This is a genomic window from Sphingomonas sp. P3_C5 (assembly GCF_056402635.1).
The window spans coordinates 319,753-336,938 of sequence record NZ_JBFUHA010000002.1; the positions used below are offsets into that span (position 1 = coordinate 319,753).

A 17,186-nucleotide genomic window follows, 5' to 3' on the forward strand; every position below is an offset into this window, starting at 1 on the left:
CGGGGCATCGAGCCCCGCTCACCGCTGCCCCACCCCTTACCCCTCCCCTGAAGGGGAGGGGCTTGAAGTTGTACTGATCGTGGCGGCCCAAATCTCCCTGTTCGGCATCCGCCACCACGGCCCGGGCTCAGCACGTCGGCTCGTCGCCGCGCTCGACGAGCTCGCGCCGGCGGTGGTGCTGATCGAGGGTCCGAGCGACGCGTCCGCGTTGCTGCCGATGCTGGCCGATCCCGATATGCTGCTGCCGGTCGCGCTGCTCACCTATGCCGAGGACGATCCGGCCCACGCGACCTTCTTCCCCTTTGCCGAATATTCGCCGGAATATCAGGCGGCGATCTGGGCGGTGCGGCACGGCGCCGAGTTGCGCTTCATCGATCTGCCCGCATCGGATCGCCTCGCCGGCTCGCATGATGACGATGAGGGCCCCGAAGCCGCCGAGATCGAGGACCCGATCGCCCGCGACCCGATCGGCGCGCTCGCCACCGCCGCGGGCTATGACGATGGCGAATCCTGGTGGTCCGATGTGATCGAGGAGAATCCCTCGTCGGGCCCGATCTTCGCCGCCGTCGCTGACGCAATGACGGCTCTCAGGGCCGAGACTTCAACGCTCACCACGCGCGAAGCGGCGCGCGAGGCGCATATGCGGATCGAGATCGCGCGGGCGGCGAAGGAGAGTGACGGCCCGGTCGCGGTGGTGTGCGGCGCCTGGCACGTGCCGGCGCTTGCCGCGAAGTCCAGCCTCGGTGCCGATCGCGACCTGCTCAAGGGTCGCGGCAAGGCGAAGATCAAGGCCACCTGGGCGCCCTGGACCACGCCGCGCCTCGCGCGCGGCAGCGGCTATGGCGCCGGCGTGGTGGCGCCTGGCTGGTGCGCCCATCTCTGGGCGACGCGCGACCAGGCCGACCGTGACGTGGTGTGGCTCGCGCATATCGCCCGCACCCTGCGCGAGCGCGGTCATTTCGTCTCGACCGCCTCGGTGATCGAGGCGCAGCGGCTCGGCACCGCGCTGGCGGCGTTGCGCGACCGTCCCGCACCGGGGTTCGAGGAATTGCGCGAGGCGGCGATCTCCTGCCTCTGCTTTGGCGAGCGCGCCGTCTGGGACGATATCGCCGCAGAGCTGCTGATCGGCTCGGATGTCGGGTCGATCCCGGCATCGACGCCGCTCGCGCCGCTGCTCGAAGACCTGCAGCGCCAGCAAAAGGCGACGCGGCTCAAGCCCGAGGCGCTCGAACGCGCCCTGACGCTCGATCTGCGCAGCGAAAGCGGCCTTGCCCGCTCGGTCCTGCTCCACCGCCTCAACGCGCTCGACGTGCCCTGGGGCAGGCTGGCCGATGCCGGCCGCAGCCGCGGCACCTTCCGCGAGAATTGGCAGCTCTGCTGGCAGCCCGAATATGCGGTGCGGCTCGTCGAGAATCTGGTGCACGGCTCAACCATCGCCGAGGCGGCGGGCGGCCGTACGATCGAGGCGATGCGCGCCGAGCCCGATCTCGGCAAGCTGGCCGAATTGCTGCGGACCGCGATGGTCGCCGATCTCGGCAAGGCCAGCGATTACGGCATTGCCGCGCTCGAGGAAAAGGCCGCGCTGACCAGCGATTGCCAGTCGCTGCTGACCGCCCTTCCGCCAATGGCGGATTCGCTGCGCTATGGCGAGGCGCGGGCAGGGGCGGCCGAGCATCTCGTGCTGTTGATGCCGCGCATCGTCGTCCAGGCCGCGCTCGCGCTGCCCTATGCCGCCCGCAATCTCGATGCCGATGCAAGCGCAGCGCTGCAAAGCGCGATGCTCGCCGCTGACGGCGCGATCCGCCTCGCCGAGCTTGGCGCCGAGACTGGCGGACAATGGCACCACGCCCTGCAGCGCCTGCTCAGCGATGACCAGGCGACCCGGCTGATCGCCGGCGTCGCGGCGCGGCTGCTCTATGAGGCGGATCTGCTCGCGGCGGGCGAGGCAGCCGACCTGCTCTCGCGCATGCTCTCGCCTGGAACGCCGGTCGCTGAGGCGGCGGGTTTCTTCGAGGGCTTCTTCGCCGGCGCGGGCCAGCGGCTGATCCATGACGCGCCGCTGCGGGGCGCGGTCGATGCGTGGCTGATCGCGCTGGACGAGGAAAGCTTCACCGCCAGCCTGCCCCTGTTCCGCCGCGTCTTCGCGGTGCTCGATCGCAATGAGCGGCGCCGGTTGATGGATGCGGTGTTCGAGCGCCGACGAGCGGGCGGAAGCGGCTACCGGCTGATCGAGAATGCGGCGACGATCTGGCCGCACCACGAGGCGCGCATCCTCGATCTGCTCGACAAGGGAGCGCCGCGATGAGCGAGGCTGACGACCGCGTCCGGCGCTGGACGCTCGCGCTTGGCGTGGACGACGCCGATGAGGCGCTGTCGGAGAGCGATCGCCGCATGTCGGCTGCGCTGACCGCGCTTTACGGCGATGGCGAGGACGAACAGAAAAAGGGTCGCGGCGGCCTTGGCGGCTCGGCGCCGCGTGTCGCCAAATGGCTCGGCGACATCCGCGATTTCTTCCCCGCGGCGATCGTCCAGGTGATCCAGAAGGACGCGTTCGAGCGCAAGGGCCTGCGCCAGATGCTGCTCGAGCCCGAATTCCTCGCGACCGTCGAGGCTGATGTGAACCTCGTTGCCGATCTCGTCTCCCTGCGCGGCGTGATGCCGGAAAAGACGCGTGAGACCGCGCGCATGGTGATCGGCAAGGTCGTCGCAGCGCTGATGGAAAAGCTCGAGCGCCGCACAGCGGATGCCATTCGCGGCGCGCTCGATCGCTCGAAGCGCACCAGCCGCCCGCGCTTCGCCGATATCGACTGGCCGCGCACGATCCACGCCAATCTGCGCCATTACCAGGCCGCGCACCGCACCGTGGTTCCGGAGCGGCTGATCGGCTTCAAGCGCCACCAGCGCCGCATCGTCGATCTCGATGAGGTCGTGCTGTGCGTCGATCAATCAGGGTCGATGGCGACCTCGGTGGTCTATGCCTCGATCTTCGCCGCGGTGATGGCGTCGCTGCCGGTGGTGGCGACCAAGCTGGTCTGCTTCGACACCGCCGTGGTCGACCTGACTGAAGATCTCGCCGATCCGGTCGAGGTGCTGTTCGGCATCCAGCTCGGCGGCGGCACCGACATCAACCGCGCCATTGCCTATTGCGAAGGCCGGATCGAGCGGCCGTCAAAGGCGCATTTGGTGCTGATCTCGGACATGTACGAAGGCGGCGACGCAGCCGCCCTGGTCGACCGGATCGCCCGGTTGGTGGTGATGGGCGTCAATGTCATCGTCCTGCTCGCCCTCACCGACAGCGGCAGGCCGTCCTATGATCCGCAGCTCTCAGCCAGGGTCGCCGCCTTGGGCGTGCCGGTATTCGCCTGCACGCCCGATCAGTTCCCCGAGCTGATGGCCACTGCGCTCCGCCGCGAGGACGTCCATGCCTGGGCAGCGGACCGCGACATCAAGCTGGTGCGCTCGGACGGCTAGGTGCGGACGCCCCGCGCAGCATAGTCCGTAAGGCTGTAGGTCAGTTCGAAGCCTGTTCCTTCACCTTCTCCAATAGCCGCTGGGTTTGCTCGACCAGCAACTTGCTCTCCTCGATATTCTCGCGGAGCTGCTCCTGCGCCTTCTCGATTTCGGCGAGCGGATCGGGTTTCTTGGATTTCGGCATGTCACCCCTTGCGAGGTTATCAACCTTGATCGAGATCAATCGTTCCGCCGTTTTGGGGGAAATTTCGCCAAACCGTTCAAAAACTTGGCCGCGTAGGGAAATCGGTCAATCATCGCCTTCGCGCTTAATCCCGTCCAGAAGCTTGTCGGCGCGCCGGGCTTCAGCCTCGCTGGCCTGTTTTTCCTGCGCGGTGCGGCCGAAGCGTACCCGATTGGCGGCGGCCCTGGCTTCAGCGTCTATCCGCGCCCGTGCCTTGCGGGCCTGACGCAGGTTGATGATGTCGGCCATTGATCCTGCTCCCTGACGCTACCCGCGCCACATTCCGCATGCGCGCGGCAAGGGCAAGCCGCGGCCCTGCAAAATCCACCGCTGGTCACGCGCGCGCGGCTCGCTAAAAGCCATTATGCCCCCGCCCGAAACCCCGCTCAAAGCCATCGTTGCCGAGATCGCCGAAGAAATGGCGGACGCTGCGGATCGTGGTGTGGTCGCCAACTATATCCCGGCGCTGGCGACGATCGATCCGGCGAAGTTCGGCATTGCGGTGGTCGAGGCGGACGGCACCTGCCACATGGCCGGTGACGCCGAGGAACCCTTCTCGATCCAGAGCATCTCCAAGGTCTTCAGCCTGACGCTGGCGCTGGGCGCGGTCGGCGACAGACTATGGGAGCGGGTAGGGCGCGAGCCCTCAGGCACTGCGTTCAACTCGATCGTCCAGCTCGAAACCGAAGCCGGCATCCCGCGCAACCCGTTCATCAATGCGGGCGCGATCGTGATCGCCGATATCCTGCTCGGAAACCATGAGCCGAAAGAGGCGATCGGCGAGATCCTCCGCTTCACCCGCTCGCTGGTGGGCGAGGAGGGCATCTTCATCGACGGTGCCGTTGCGGCCGCGGAGCAGGAGACCGGATTCCGCAACGTCGCGCTGGCCAATTACATGCGCGCCTTCGGCAATATCCGGCATCCGGCGGAGCGCACATTGGGCGTCTATTTCAACCAGTGCGCGGTGGCGATGAGCTGCCGCCAGCTCGCGCTTGCCGGTCGCTATCTGATGGCCGGCGGCATCAATCCTGGGACCGGCCACTCAGTCATCTCGCCGCAGCGCGCCCGCCGCATCAACGCGCTGATGATGACCTGCGGCCATTATGACGGCTCGGGCGAATTCGCCTTTCGGGTCGGGCTGCCGGGCAAATCGGGCGTCGGCGGCGGCATCCTCGCGATCGCGCCCGGCCGCGCGTCGATAGCCGTGTGGTCGCCAGGGCTGAACGCGCGGGGCAATTCCCAGCTCGGCGCGCTGGCGCTCGAGCGACTGGTGCACCGCACCGGATGGTCGGTGTTCGAGCCGGTTGTGGGGACTGAGAGCAAGGGCTGATTGCCGCCAACAAAAGCGGGTCGAGCTGGCTGTTACTGGCTGTTCCGGAGCAAAGTTTTTTTGCTGGCTGTTATGTTGGATTTGGAGCCGTAATTTTCCGCTTTGGTTCAATGGCTTGAGACCATGCTGGCTGTTATTGAATAACAGCCAGCTAACAGCCAGCTAACAGCCAGCAAAACAGCCAGCATGCTGGCTGTTTCCCGACTTAACAGTCAGCGCTGATCGTCCATAAGATTCAAACTGAGAAAGAGCGGAGCGGCGCCTCAGGGATGATGCTCCGCCCGATCGCACCCTGCCATCGTCCGTGGACATGTTGAATCGAGGCCGGCGTCATTGCGAACGCAGTGAAAGGATGCAATCCTCGCAAGATGGCAGTCGCATCGAATTCCCGGTTCTTAAGGATCGCGGTAAATGCATTGCTTCTCACAGCCGCCATCGGCCTGGTCTTCCTGCTCTTCTGGAGCAAGCCGCAAGTCCATTTGAAATGCCGCTTCGCGCAGTCGCTGCCCGCCACGAATCCTGCGCCGCACAGAGGCTTGGTCGGTCAGATCGAGGGGCACATCGGAAATGGCTCAAATGACAAGGGCATGGCTGAGTTCGACGGCGTGGCATCCGGTGGAGAACGGAACGGCGGAAGAGTATCGGGCGCCGTTTTCCTGGACAAGGCCGGCTCGGTTCGCGGGCTTTTTCTTACCGTCGAGCATGCCGACTTCAGGGGAAATGACCTGCGTATCGCGACCCTGAATCGCGACGGAAAGCTCGACGGGAACAGCTCCGAAGCGTTTCAGTATTTTCACGATCAGCCCGACAAACGCTCTTATCCGGTGCGCTACAATTGCACGGAAAACCGCTGACGACATTCACCGAGCCAGGCGGCGACCCCGAAACCCACTGCTGCCGAACGCCAGCAGCCAGACCGCAAGCGCCGCCTCGCCAATCAGCGTTGGGTCCATCAGATGTGGTGACAGGGTATTCGCGAAGGCCGGCGCGGCCAGATCCGCCAGGCTGTTGATGAGATAGCAGACGCCCGCCAGCGCCATCAGCGCGCCAATCGCTTTGGGCACGAAGCCGCTCCGCCACACCAGCCAGCCGAGCATCAGGCAATAGACGCCGAAGAAGACGAGGCTGAGGTCATAGCCGTCGCCGTGCAGCTTGAGCGACAAGAGGGCCAGTGCCTCCCGCTGCGGCGCATCAAACGCCGCCGCCAGATAGGCTGGCGCAGCCAGCAGCCGCAGGGTGGCTAGCAGGAAATAGCTGTCGACGGCGAGGACAGCGATGCCGATCATGCTGAACGCCGCCGCCGTCAGCGAGACCCGGCGCGACACCGGCGCGAACATGTCATGGAACAGCGCCGTCACGCCGACATAACAGGCAAGCATGACCAGATCGCCGACCAGACCGGCGCGGAACAGCGCCTGATTGGCGAGGATCGATGCCGCGGTGGCTGCGGCGTCGTCGCGGACGATCAGCGAGCCGCGCGAGACCAGTTCTGCGAACAGGCCGCCGATAATCGTGCCAAGATAGAGTGCGCCGGCGAGGCGCGCGACCGGTGCCCGTGGGGTTTGAATGGGCGGTGCCTGGTCAATCATGGCCGGCCGCGCGCGGCCAGCGAAAGGCGATGATGGCGATCGTCAGCGTCAGCGCGATCTCGATCGCACCGAGCGTTTTGTAGAAAGGTTGAGAGCCCGGCAGGCTGATGGCCATGATCCCGCTATAGGCGATCCCGAGGATCATACAGGCCCATTTGCACGCGCGAGCCGGCAGCAGGAGCGACAGCGCCACCATCAGGCTCGGCACCGCCATCATCAGCGACACGCCGATCAATACGCCCGGCGTTGCGTGCCCGAGCGGACCCATCTCGCCCCGGTTCATGTCGGCGAGCGTGCCCGGGACGTAGAGGCCGAAATAGTCGCCATAAGCGTAGCAGAACATGGTGGACGCCCACAGCGCCGCCAGCTTCACCTTGGTTGGTGGCCGATAGTCTTCCAGTGGCACTTTTCGCCCCCTTATGTGTGTTATCCAGATAACACAGTTAGTCGGGAGGTGCAACAACGCTCGCACGAAGTACCATTGCGAAAGCCCGTCACGAGTTGATATCGGTGCAACGGGATCGACCAGATCGAGCGGCGGAGGATATCGTCGATGAGCTACGACTTGATGGTTTTCGAGCCGGGATCAGCACCGAGAGACCGCGCGGAATTCATGACCTGGTACAATGATCAGACCCAATGGACTGAGCCGCACGGCTATAATGATCCGTCGGTTACCAGCGCGAGATTGCGAGCCTGGTATGACGAGATGACGATCGAATTTCCCAACATGAACGGGCCCGGCATAAGCGACGATGATTTCGATAATCCGAAGCTGACTGACTATAGTATCGGCCAGTCGGTCATATATGCGGCGTTCGCGTGGTCGCAGGCCGAGGGAGCCTATAAAGCCATGCGAGGCCTTGCCGTTAAACACGGCGTTGGATTTTTCGATGTCAGCGCGGATGAGGGTGAAATCTGGGAGCCGAGTTGATGAGCTCAACCGACGGGCAGGAAGGGTTGGGAGGTCTCATGGCAAACGCTTTCCCCCATGGCACTGTCCACGAAGCAGGCGCCGACCTGCAGGCAGCCATTCGGTCCGATCCCGAAATCCTTGCGCTGTGGGAAAGCCTGACGCCGCTCGGCCGGAATGAATTCATCTGCTGGGTCGATGACGCGAAACAACCAGCAACGCGCCAGCGCCGCATTGAGCGGACTTGTGAGGAACTGCTGGAGGGAAAGAAGCGGCCCTGCTGCTGGGTAGGTTGCATCCACCGCACCGACAAGGCGCCGAGCCGATGGCAACAGGCGGTTCTGATCGATCAGAAGGGAAAGGGTCGGCCATAAGCCGAGCTGCGCGGCGACCAGCCAGCCTGAAAGCCGATCGGAATTGAGCGAAGAAGCTCCTACTCTGAAACCGATCCAGTTGCGGAAGATCGGGGTGGCGTGCAAACCTCACTTTAAATGACCTGACAGCGGGCGAAACCGATCCGTGAACAAGTGCAGCATCCTCCTCCCGCTTCTGTTGGCGTTCTCGGCAACAGGCTGCGGGCTGCTGCCCGCGCCAGTCCGCGATGGCTGCTACAGGTTTGATGACGGCACGCCCCTGTTCACAATTGTCGGGAAGCAAGGTTTCATCCAGCCCAAGGGCCAGGTGAAGGCATTCAGGATTGGCGGATGGCACGATCTGGCGCGAAAATATGTCGAAATAACCCCGGCCTTCGATCTTCCCGGACTGGCCACGGGCGACCCGCAGCGCGGATACACCGAGCTGATACCGACGATCTCCTATTCGCGGTTCGCGTTCGACTCAAAGCGCGACGCGTTCATGGTGCCCATCGCCGCCTATGGTGAACAAGAGGTGCGGTTGGGCGCCCCCTGCTGAAAGCGTTGTTGGTGGGCGTTGGCGCGTCGATCGCAACCGTTACTTTTCGCGGTCCGCGGGGTAAGCGGCGATCGTCGGACCCGGGGCTAACGAACCGGCCGCGAAACGGACTGCAGACTTTATGTATTTCGGCAGAATCGGACAAGCCGCTACTTCACCGCTGGCGGGCATGAGCGGACCTAGCTGCGGGCGCCAGTGAATTCGCGGATGAAAATAACAGGACATATTTATGGTTTATAGTATGCGCGTATTTCAACATGACCTTGACCTGATGTAGTTTTTTGCGGTGTCAGGGTCAGGTACGAGCCCGCTAAGTCGCCATTTTTACGTGCAAGAAATATTTGTCCGCCATCGGCGTGTCGCGGATTCATCTCAGGGAAATCTTTTAACTGCTGAATATACTTTGCCTCAATTGAAGCGATAGGCCCCTCAAACGAAGCCGTATATCCAAAACCTTCCGCGCCTTTGGTCAAAATTACGTTGGTGGACTCAACTTTAACGTCAGCTGGAACTTTAGCCCATGCCGGCATTGCCGCAAGTGCCGCAGGGTCGCCGCCCGTGCACAACTTTTGCCCCATAAATGTTTCCTCGTGCTCTTTCGGGCAATTAGAAACAAACTGCTTGGTGCTTGGAGAAGTGCTGCACGCCGATATCATGATTACTGACAAGACAGAGGTTATATCACGTGAATTCATTAGCCAGAACCATTCCGCATTGGTTGGGTGACACTTTGGCTCATATATTATTGAACCTTTCAAATAAGCTAAGTATTCTTGGATACCTGCAAATAATTTAGCCCGTATATCCGCTTAGGATGCGCCATTCTTGTCAGGGCAGTTCGCCGGGGATAATATCGAGCAGCAGGCGCGCCTCTTTCGGCCAATGGTTGTGGCCAGACTCCATATGCGCGCGAAGCGCGTGGGCGGGCCCAGCGACCTTTGATCCATCCGCCTCATCCGCTACGCTCGCCCTGTCCCAGCAGGGGAGGCGCTGTTGCCAAGCTACCATACGGATTGGACCGGCACCCGCCACCGCTTCGGGGATCTCCGCGCGCTGCTTGCAGCCGCGACGCCGCTGCGGTCGGGTGATGTTCTCGCTGGTATCGCGGCCACTAGCGCCGAGCAGCGTGTCGCCGCGCGCTATCTGCTGGCCGATCTGCCACTGTCGACCTTCCTGAATGAGCTCGTCATGCCCTACGAAGCGGACGAGGTATCACGTCTCATCATCGACACTCATGATGCCGCGGCCTTCGCCCCGATCTCCCATCTGACGGTCGGCGCTTTCCGCGAGTATCTGCTCGACAACGCCACCGACGGCCCCGCCATCGCCGCGCTCGCTCCCGGCATCACCCCCGAAATGGCCGCCGCCGTCTCCAAGCTGATGCGCAACCAGGATCTCGTCGCGGTCGCGCGAAAAATTCACGTCGTCACGGCATTCCGCGACACGATCGGCCTGCCGGGCCGCTTCTCGACCCGCCTCCAGCCCAACCACCCGACCGACGACCCCGCAGGCATCGCCGCGTCGATCCTCGACGGGCTGCTGCTCGGCTCGGGCGATGCGGTGATCGGCATCAACCCGGCCGGCGACAACATCGCCTCGGCCGCGTCGCTGCTGTCGCTGGTCGACGAGATCCGCCAGGGCTGGGCAATCCCGACCCAAAGCTGCGTCCTCACCCATATCACCAACACCATGGAACTGATCGAGCGCGGCGCGCCGGTGGACCTGACCTTCCAATCGATCGCCGGCAGTGAGGCGGCCAATCGCGGCTTCGGCGTCGATCTCGCGCTGCTCCGCGAGGCGCATGCCGCGACGCTCGCGCTCGGCCGCGGCACCACCGGCGATAATGTGATGTATTTCGAGACCGGCCAGGGCTCGGCGCTTTCGGCCGGCGCGCATCACGGCGTCGACCAGCAGACCATGGAATGCCGCGCCTATGCGGTCGCGCGCGCCTTCCGGCCGTTGCTGGTCAACTCCGTCGTTGGCTTTATCGGCCCGGAATATCTTTATGACGGCAAGCAGATCCTCCGCGCCGCGCTCGAGGACCATTTCTGCGGCAAATTGCTTGGCCTGCCGATGGGGCTCGACATCTGCTACACCAACCATGCCGAGGCCGATCAGGACGATATGGACACGATCCTGACCATGCTCGGCGTGGCCGGCGTCACCTTTGTGATGGGCGTGCCGGGCGCCGACGACATCATGCTCAACTATCAGTCGACCAGCTTCCATGACGCACTCTATCTGCGCGACGTGCTTGGGCTGAGGCCGGCGCCTGAATTCGAGGCCTGGATGGAGCGCGTCGGCCTGCTTGGCATCGATGGCCGCATTCGCGATCAGGCGCGGCTCTCGCATGAGGCGATCCCGGCGCTGGCCTTCCTGAATGGCTGAGCCGCCGATCCGTCTGGATTTCGCCGCCCGGCTGCGGGCAGTGACTCAGGCGCGGATCGCGCTCGGCCGGGCAGGGCAGGCGGTGCCGACCGCCGCATTGCTCGATTTCCAGCTGGCCCATGCAAGGGCACGCGATGCGGTCGGTGCGGCGCTGGATACCGCCGGGTTCGGCGCAGCGATCGGCGGACGCGAGGTGATCGAGGTCTGGAGCCGTGCGCCGGACCATGCCGCCTATCTCCAGCGCCCGGATCTCGGCCGCCGCCTCGCCGAGGCCGACGCTGGCAAGCTGAATGCGGCCGGCGACGAGATCGCCTTCATCGTCGGCGACGGTCTCTCGGCCACTGCGGTGCAGGCGCACGCCCCGCCCTTGCTGCGGGCCCTGTTCGACCGTCTCACCGGCTGGCGGATCGCACCGGTGATCCTCGCCCGCCATGCCCGCGTAGCGCTCGGCGACGAGATCGGCGCGCTGCTCGGCGTCGATCTCGTCGTCATGCTGATCGGCGAACGCCCCGGCCTCAGCGCGCCCGACAGCCTCGGCGCCTATCTCACCTGGCAACCGCGACCCGGCCGGCTCGACAGCGAGCGCAACTGCATCTCCAACATCCGCCCGCCGCACGGCCTCAGCTATGCGCGAGCCGCCGATGGCATTGCATGGCTGATGACGGAGGCGCGGTCGCGGCGGCTGACGGGAGTGGCGTTGAAGGACGAGAGCGAGGTGTCAGGTTCGGATCCAGGGGAACGCCGTTTGACTTGATGCTGGACGGAGCGCCTTCCGCGATAGTGAGGCACCTCAACCGTCACCTTCCCTCATCGATGTTGGAATATCGCGCTGAGCGTGGAGCACACGCCATAGATCCACATGATCGTCCTGCTCGATATAGAAGACGAGATAGGGATAGCGCCTGAGCCTGCGACTACGAAGGCCGGGCAGATTCAAATCGTGAGCATAGCGTGGCGAACCGAGCGCGGGATTGGCGCCAATCGAGCGCGAGGCGGCTTGCACCGCGTCGACGAAGGCGATCGCGACGCTCTCTCCCGCCTGACCCCTGTACCATTCGGTTGCCTGCTCCACATCTTGAACAGCTTGCGTCCTGGGAACGACGCGCTTCGCGGTCACCCTGTCTGATGGCCGCGAACCCGCGCCCGCAGAGCGTCGAAATAGGCGTCGTCAAGCGGTGCTGCCGGTGCCGAAGACGCGCCTTCGAGCAGCAACCCGCGCAGATGCTCGCGGTCCTGCTCTCTGCGGATCAATGCGCGCATATATTCGCTACTGGTGCCGTAGCCTCGGCTCGCGACCTGCTCGTCGACAAAAGTCTTGAGCGTATCGGGCAATGAGATGTTCATCGTGCTCATGGCTCGAAAATAGCGATGATGGCAAAAATTGGCAAGATGAGCATTCGTCACCCGTCAAGCGAAGCAGTATGCCCGATCATGTCGGAGGCTGGATCGCCCTGACCGCATCATCCACACTGTAGCTGCTCCGCCGCACCAGCGCCTCGGCCCCCGCCACCGCCAGCAGGTCCCGCACCGGATCATGCGCCCGCGCCAGCTGCAGCGTCATCCCGCTCTTGCAGAGCCGCGCCTCGAACTCGATCAGCGCGTCGAGCGCGGTGCTGTCGAGGTCGAAGCTCTCCTCCAGGCTCAGCACCACCGCGCGCAGGCCGGGCTCGGCGCATAGCCGCTGCTCCAGCGTGCCCAGCACCTGCTCGGCATTGGCGAAGAACAGGGGCTCGGCCGGCCGCCAGATCGCGACACCCGGCGGCACCACGGCTTCGGGATGGCGGGCGATGTCCACATAATTATGGCTGTCGCCGAGCCGCCCGAGCTGGATCAGCGGCGGCGTTGCGAACCTGTGGATCAGCGCCACGATCGACAGCGCGATCGCGAGCAGCATGCCGTCGAGCACCCCGAACATCAGCACGCCGATCGTCGCGGCGAGCCCGATATACTGGTCGCGGCCGAGCCGCCACAGCCTGAGCAGCGGCGCCGGATCGAGCGCATGGGTCAGCGCTGCGATCACCACCGCTGCGAGCACCGGCCTTGGCAGCTCGGCGATCAGCGGCGTAGCGGCAAAGGCAAGCGCCGCCAGCCCGAGCGCGGCGATCACCCCGGTCCAGCGCGTCGCCGCACCCGCTGCCTCGCTCGCCGAACCGGCGGAGAAGCCGGCCGCGACCGGCATTCCCTGGACCAGCGCCGAGGCGAGATTGGCAAGGCCGAGCGCGCCCAGCTCCCGGTTCGGCTCGATCATGTCGCCGTGCCGCAGAGCCAGCGCGCGCATCGTCCCCCAGCTCTCGGCAAGCAGGATCAGGACCAGCGGAAAGACGAGCTGGAGCAGATGCGAGAGCGTGTTGAACGACAGATGCGGCACGGTCGGCAAGGCGGGCGCGACGTCGATCATCCCAATCACCACGACGCCGTGTCGGGGCAGGTCGAACGCATGCGAGGCGAGGATGCCGATCGCGAGCACGACGAAGGCGCCCGGCACTTTCGGCACCCGCCTGAGCGCGAGCAGCACGACCAGCGCGATAAGCCCGGTCGCCACGCTCGTGAAATGCCATTGCGGGATCGTGCGGACCAGTCCGATCGCCAGCCGCCCAATATCGGGCGCCTCTACCCCGACGCCGGCCAGCGCGGGCATCTGGCGCAAGATGATGGTGATCGCCAGCCCGAAGGCAAAGCCGCGCAGCACCGGCCGCGCGACGAAACCAGTCAGCCCGCCGAGCCTCAGCGCGCGTGCCACCAGGAACAGTCCGCCCGCCATCGCCACCGCGACCGTCGCATAGACCCCGTGCGCCGCGGCATCGCCCGGCATCGCTGCGAGCGCCGCGGCCAGGATCGCAGCCGAGGCCGAGGTGGGGGAGACAATCGCGAACCGGCTGCGCCCCGCCATCGCATAGACGAGGCAACCGACAATCGCCGCCAGGATCGCCCGCCCCGGCGCCAGGCCGGCAATGCTCGCATAGGCAACCGCCTCGGGCAGCATCAGCCCCGCTATCGATATTCCGGCGAACAGATCGGCGCGACGCATCGGCCGATCCTAGGCGGAGGCAATGGGGAAAGGAACGGGAAGATGCCGGGGCGCTCGAACTCACCGCCATCCTGAACCAACGGGGCAGGGCTTTACCGAGGCAAAGACCAGTTATGGGGACAGGCGTTCCGCTGCGGTGATAGCGTCCACCCATGGGCGATGCACTACCTCCCGCGTACGAGATCCTGCTGAGCTGGTGGCAGTCCACCCAAGCCGGCATCGAGACACGTCCAACTCCAGCGGCGGAAATCGATCGGCTCGAGGAGCGATACGGCATGCGCTTGCCGGAATCATTCCGCGCCTATTTGCGCAATGCTTCCCCTGTGTCCGATCCATCATGGGATAGCGAGCTTACGAACTGGTGGCCCTTCGAGAACATTAAAAGCATTGCCGAATATTATAAAATGCCGCTGGTCGGAGCCGTGGCGGAAAATGAGGGCAAGCTGATCCTGTTCGCGGATTTCTCGATCTGGTGCTGGGGTTGGGCCGTCAACTGCGCGCCAGGCATCGACTATGGGAGGGTCATGGTGATCGGCGGTAGCGAACGATATGTTGCCGACAGCTTCGATGAATTCGTCGCTGCGTACATCCGCGACTGGACTTCAGTCGCTCCGCGAGCGTGACGAACGGCACCTGAGCTACCCCGTAACGCCACTGAGCAACATCAGGAGCGTTGAGCCCCAGCCCGATCATGATGGCCAGGCACGAGCCCGCCGCCCTGACATTCCCATTTCTGCACCTATATGGGCGGTAACCAAGCCACAGGGTGCCCGCATGACAAAGCCGCTCAAGATCGATTTCGTCTCCGACGTTTCCTGCCCATGGTGCATTATCGGCCTGCGGGGGCTCGAGACGGCGCTCGATCGCACCAGCGACCTGATCGCCGCCGACGTGCATTTCCAGCCCTTCGAGCTCAATCCGCAAATGCCGGCCGAGGGGCAGAATATCGTCGAGCATATCGCCGAGAAATATGGCTCCACGCCCGAGCAATCCGCCGCCAACCGCGAAGCGATCCGGGACCGTGCCGCGTCCGTCGGCTTCACCATGGCGAGCAACGACCAGAGCCGCATCTACAACACCTTCGATGCGCACCGGCTGCTGCACTGGGCCGGGATCGAAGGGAGGCAGAGCGCCCTGAAGCATGCCTTGTTCGAGGCCTATTTCACGAGGGGCCAGAGCCCGTGCGATTATCATGTGCTGGTCGAGGCGGCGGAACAGGCCGGCCTCGATCCGGTCGCCGCGCGCGAGGTGCTCGAGTCCGGCGCCTATGCCGCCGAGGTGCGCGAGGCCGAGAAGCTCTGGCAATCGCGCGGGATCAGTTCGGTGCCGGCGGTGATCATCAACGACAAATATCTCATCTCGGGCGGCCAGCCACCCGACGCGTTCGAAAAGGCCTTGCGCGCCATTGCGGCTGAGGTCTGAGCGCGCGGCGCGATATCTGACGCCGTCATTGGTGGCGCTGGCTGCTGGGTTGGCCCGCTGTCATCGGAGCATCCGAAATCTGCAACATGACTGCAACGCTAGCGGGTTAGACCGGAGTCGCTGCCAAAGCCTGTTCAAGCAAGGGTGTTACCGTCATGATGAACCAGATCCTCACGGGAAACAAACCTTCGACGATATTCCGATCGATCGTCGATGATACGCCAGAGATCAGCAATATTGATCTTGCCTCTTCCTTCAGGGAGGAGTTCGGCAAGGTCGATCCCCTGGCGATGCAGGTCATCTGGCGCTGGCGTAATCCAGGGCGGGACATAAGGGAGGATGACGATCAGCTCGATACGTTGCTCCTGTGCCTGCTGCGCATGGCGAAATATGTGCATTAGGCTTGAGTTGACGTTCACGACGCGGGCTGGCGCGCGGATCCGCCGCACGCCTTCGCCAGAAACGCGCTGACGCGGTCGTCATCGCTCATCACCACGTTGAATCTGCAATAATCGCCCCAGGTGCCGCTCGGGCTGAACACATTGCCCGGCGCCAGCACGATATCCTCGGCCAGCGCGGCGCGGGCGAGTTCAGTCGCATCGAGGCCGCCCGGCAGGCGACCCCAGAGGAAAAGCCCGGCGGCCGGCTCGATCCACGGCTCGATCCCGACATCGCGCAGCCGTTTCATCGTCCGCGCCGTCGCCCGGGCGAGCCGGGTGCGCACCCCCTCGATATGCCGCCGATAGCCGCCATCGGTCAGCACTGCGTGGAGGATCTCGGCTGACAGCGGATTGCCCGACATCGAGGTCGCGATACGCAGATCGGCCAGCGCTTCGATCCAGTCGGGCCGCGCCGCGATATGCCCACAGCGGATCGCGGCGGTGACGGATTTGGAGAAGCTGCCGATCCGGATCACCCGGTCGAGCCCGTCGAACGCGGCGAGGCGCGGCGCCTGGACATGCTCGAAATCGGCGAAGATATCGTCCTCGACGATGACGAGGTCATGCGCCTCGGCGAGCTTCAGCAGCCGGTGCGCGGTGGCGGCGGAAAGTGTCGCGCCGGTCGGGTTATGGATCGCCGAATTGGTCAGATAGAAGCGCGGCCGATGCTCGACGAGCGCGGCGGCGAAGGCGGTCATGTCCGGACCCGTCGGCGTCATCCGGATGCCGATCACCTTCGCCTGATGCGCGCGCAGCAGGGCCAGGAAGTTGAAGTAGCACGGGTCATCGACCAGCACCGTATCGCCGGGTTCGAGCAGGAACCGGCTGACGAGATCGAGCGCCTGGGTGCTGCTGTCGGTCAGCAGGATCTGATCGGGCGCGGCTCCCACGCCCTGTTCCTCGAGCCGCCGCGCGAGCAGTGCCCGCAGCGGTGGTGCGCCAAGCGCCGAGGCATAGCCGGTCAACGGCCCTTCCGCATCGCTGCGTGCGACCGCCCGCAAGGCCTTGCGGATCGGCGCACCCGCCAGCCAGCTATCGGGGAGCCAGCCGCAGCCCGGCTTCAGCATCTCGGACTGACCGTTCAGCGACTGGCGCAGCATCCATAACGGATCGACCTCGCGCTCGCCCGAAGTGCCGATCCGGTCGAGAGACAAGGGCGAGAGCGGGGCCGCGACATAGAAGCCCGAGCCGGGCCGCGCACGGATCGCGCCGTCCGCCGCCAGCCGGTCATAGGCCTCGACCACCGTCGACTTCGAGAAACCAGTCGATTCAGCCATGGCGCGCACCGATGGCAGGCGCGCTCCCGGCGTCAGCAAGCGCCGCTCGATCCGATCGCGGATCAGCTGCATGACATGGCCCGTGCGGGTGATATCGAGATCGATTGTCGCCATTGTACTGCTTTCTTGACCGGTACAGTTTCTCTATATTGTATCGATCCGTTCCTGTCATGGCCAGCGCCTTGCGCGCATC

Annotated in this window: 21 protein-coding genes; 12 read left to right on the forward strand and 9 right to left on the reverse strand. The window is 64.6% G+C overall.

The annotated features are described in order from the left end of the window. Positions 1-79: 79 nt before the first annotated feature. Together AC1DVS_RS07735 and AC1DVS_RS07740 are read left to right on the forward strand one after the other, a co-directional pair. Positions 80-2,305, forward strand: coding sequence for a DUF5682 family protein (locus tag AC1DVS_RS07735; RefSeq protein WP_478021801.1), 2,226 nt, complete (start codon positions 80-82; stop codon positions 2,303-2,305). Further along, the gene (locus AC1DVS_RS07740) at positions 2,302-3,471 is read left to right on the forward strand and encodes a VWA domain-containing protein (protein ID WP_478021802.1); all 1,170 of its coding nucleotides are present in this window, start codon (positions 2,302-2,304) and stop codon (positions 3,469-3,471) included. Before AC1DVS_RS07735 ends, AC1DVS_RS07740 begins: the two co-directional genes overlap by 4 nt. Positions 3,472-3,511: 40 nt before the next feature. On the opposite strand, the gene AC1DVS_RS07745 is transcribed toward AC1DVS_RS07740, so the two are convergent. Next, positions 3,512-3,655, reverse strand: a complete 144-nt coding sequence (locus AC1DVS_RS07745; protein ID WP_478021803.1) for a hypothetical protein — start codon at positions 3,653-3,655, stop codon at positions 3,512-3,514. A gap of 105 nt (positions 3,656-3,760) precedes the next feature. Further along, positions 3,761-3,943: a DUF4169 family protein gene (locus tag AC1DVS_RS07750; RefSeq protein ID WP_478021805.1), complete on the reverse strand. Its 183-nt coding sequence runs from the start codon at positions 3,941-3,943 to the stop codon at positions 3,761-3,763. A gap of 115 nt (positions 3,944-4,058) precedes the next feature. Between AC1DVS_RS07750 and AC1DVS_RS07755 the strand changes: the two genes are divergently transcribed. Then, positions 4,059-5,024: a glutaminase gene (locus AC1DVS_RS07755; RefSeq protein ID WP_478021807.1), complete on the forward strand. Its 966-nt coding sequence runs from the start codon at positions 4,059-4,061 to the stop codon at positions 5,022-5,024. A 368-nt stretch (positions 5,025-5,392) separates the two neighbouring features. Then, positions 5,393-5,878: a hypothetical protein gene (locus tag AC1DVS_RS07760; RefSeq protein WP_478021808.1), complete on the forward strand. Its 486-nt coding sequence runs from the start codon at positions 5,393-5,395 to the stop codon at positions 5,876-5,878. Positions 5,879-5,884: 6 nt separating this feature from the next. Here the strand turns inward: AC1DVS_RS07760 and AC1DVS_RS07765 are convergent, their stop codons facing one another. Then, on the reverse strand, positions 5,885-6,613 hold the full coding sequence (locus AC1DVS_RS07765; RefSeq protein ID WP_478021810.1) for a DUF4386 domain-containing protein: 729 nt from the start codon (positions 6,611-6,613) through the stop codon (positions 5,885-5,887). After that, the gene (locus AC1DVS_RS07770; RefSeq protein WP_478021812.1) at positions 6,606-7,019 is read right to left on the reverse strand and encodes a DUF6326 family protein; all 414 of its coding nucleotides are present in this window, start codon (positions 7,017-7,019) and stop codon (positions 6,606-6,608) included. The genes AC1DVS_RS07765 and AC1DVS_RS07770 overlap by 8 nt, the downstream gene beginning before the upstream one ends. Positions 7,020-7,166: 147 nt before the next feature. Between AC1DVS_RS07770 and AC1DVS_RS07775 the strand changes: the two genes are divergently transcribed. From AC1DVS_RS07775 to AC1DVS_RS07785, 3 genes are all read left to right on the forward strand, one after another. After that, positions 7,167-7,547, forward strand: a complete 381-nt coding sequence (locus tag AC1DVS_RS07775) for a hypothetical protein (RefSeq protein WP_478021814.1) — start codon at positions 7,167-7,169, stop codon at positions 7,545-7,547. A gap of 38 nt (positions 7,548-7,585) precedes the next feature. Further along, a complete protein-coding gene (locus AC1DVS_RS07780; protein ID WP_478022109.1) occupies positions 7,586-7,900 on the forward strand; it encodes a YdeI/OmpD-associated family protein in 315 nt (104 codons plus the stop codon). A gap of 145 nt (positions 7,901-8,045) precedes the next feature. Further along, positions 8,046-8,438: a hypothetical protein gene (locus AC1DVS_RS07785; RefSeq protein WP_478021816.1), complete on the forward strand. Its 393-nt coding sequence runs from the start codon at positions 8,046-8,048 to the stop codon at positions 8,436-8,438. Between the two features lie 227 nt (positions 8,439-8,665). Here the strand turns inward: AC1DVS_RS07785 and AC1DVS_RS07790 are convergent, their stop codons facing one another. After that, entirely contained in the window at positions 8,666-9,133 is a 468-nt protein-coding gene (locus AC1DVS_RS07790) for a hypothetical protein (RefSeq protein ID WP_478021817.1), read from the reverse strand. A gap of 298 nt (positions 9,134-9,431) precedes the next feature. Between AC1DVS_RS07790 and AC1DVS_RS07795 the strand changes: the two genes are divergently transcribed. After that, positions 9,432-10,826, forward strand: a complete 1,395-nt coding sequence (locus AC1DVS_RS07795; RefSeq protein ID WP_478021819.1) for an ethanolamine ammonia-lyase subunit EutB — start codon at positions 9,432-9,434, stop codon at positions 10,824-10,826. Beyond that, positions 10,819-11,580, forward strand: coding sequence for an ethanolamine ammonia-lyase subunit EutC (gene eutC / locus AC1DVS_RS07800; protein WP_478021821.1), 762 nt, complete (start codon positions 10,819-10,821; stop codon positions 11,578-11,580). Before AC1DVS_RS07795 ends, eutC begins: the two co-directional genes overlap by 8 nt. A 36-nt stretch (positions 11,581-11,616) precedes the next feature. Here eutC and AC1DVS_RS07805 read toward each other — a convergent pair whose 3' ends face one another. The 3 genes from AC1DVS_RS07805 to AC1DVS_RS07815 all read right to left on the reverse strand — a co-directional run bounded on the left by AC1DVS_RS07805 (position 11,617) and on the right by AC1DVS_RS07815 (position 13,854). Continuing rightward, positions 11,617-11,943 (reverse strand): type II toxin-antitoxin system RelE/ParE family toxin, encoded by a 327-nt coding sequence (locus tag AC1DVS_RS07805; RefSeq protein ID WP_478021822.1) that lies wholly within the window; start codon positions 11,941-11,943, stop codon positions 11,617-11,619. Then, positions 11,940-12,179 (reverse strand): type II toxin-antitoxin system ParD family antitoxin, encoded by a 240-nt coding sequence (locus AC1DVS_RS07810; RefSeq protein ID WP_478021823.1) that lies wholly within the window; start codon positions 12,177-12,179, stop codon positions 11,940-11,942. Before AC1DVS_RS07810 ends, AC1DVS_RS07805 begins: the two co-directional genes overlap by 4 nt. Before the next feature lie 76 nt (positions 12,180-12,255). Beyond that, the gene (locus AC1DVS_RS07815; protein ID WP_478021825.1) at positions 12,256-13,854 is read right to left on the reverse strand and encodes a SulP family inorganic anion transporter; all 1,599 of its coding nucleotides are present in this window, start codon (positions 13,852-13,854) and stop codon (positions 12,256-12,258) included. Between the two features lie 152 nt (positions 13,855-14,006). On the opposite strand from AC1DVS_RS07815, the gene AC1DVS_RS07820 reads away from it, so the two are divergent. The 3 genes from AC1DVS_RS07820 (at position 14,007) to AC1DVS_RS07830 (ending at position 15,677) form a co-directional block, all read left to right on the forward strand. Further along, positions 14,007-14,477 carry an SMI1/KNR4 family protein gene (locus tag AC1DVS_RS07820; protein ID WP_478021826.1) on the forward strand — a complete coding sequence of 157 codons (471 nt, stop codon included), beginning with the start codon at positions 14,007-14,009 and terminating at the stop codon, positions 14,475-14,477. 151 nt (positions 14,478-14,628) lie between these two features. Continuing rightward, on the forward strand, positions 14,629-15,276 hold the full coding sequence (locus AC1DVS_RS07825) for a DsbA family oxidoreductase (RefSeq protein ID WP_478021828.1): 648 nt from the start codon (positions 14,629-14,631) through the stop codon (positions 15,274-15,276). Positions 15,277-15,431: 155 nt separating this feature from the next. Beyond that, the gene (locus tag AC1DVS_RS07830; protein WP_478021829.1) at positions 15,432-15,677 is read left to right on the forward strand and encodes a hypothetical protein; all 246 of its coding nucleotides are present in this window, start codon (positions 15,432-15,434) and stop codon (positions 15,675-15,677) included. Between the two features lie 14 nt (positions 15,678-15,691). Here the strand turns inward: AC1DVS_RS07830 and AC1DVS_RS07835 are convergent, their stop codons facing one another. Continuing rightward, positions 15,692-17,107, reverse strand: coding sequence for an aminotransferase-like domain-containing protein (locus AC1DVS_RS07835; RefSeq protein WP_478021831.1), 1,416 nt, complete (start codon positions 17,105-17,107; stop codon positions 15,692-15,694). Between the last annotated feature and the right edge of the window lie 79 nt (positions 17,108-17,186).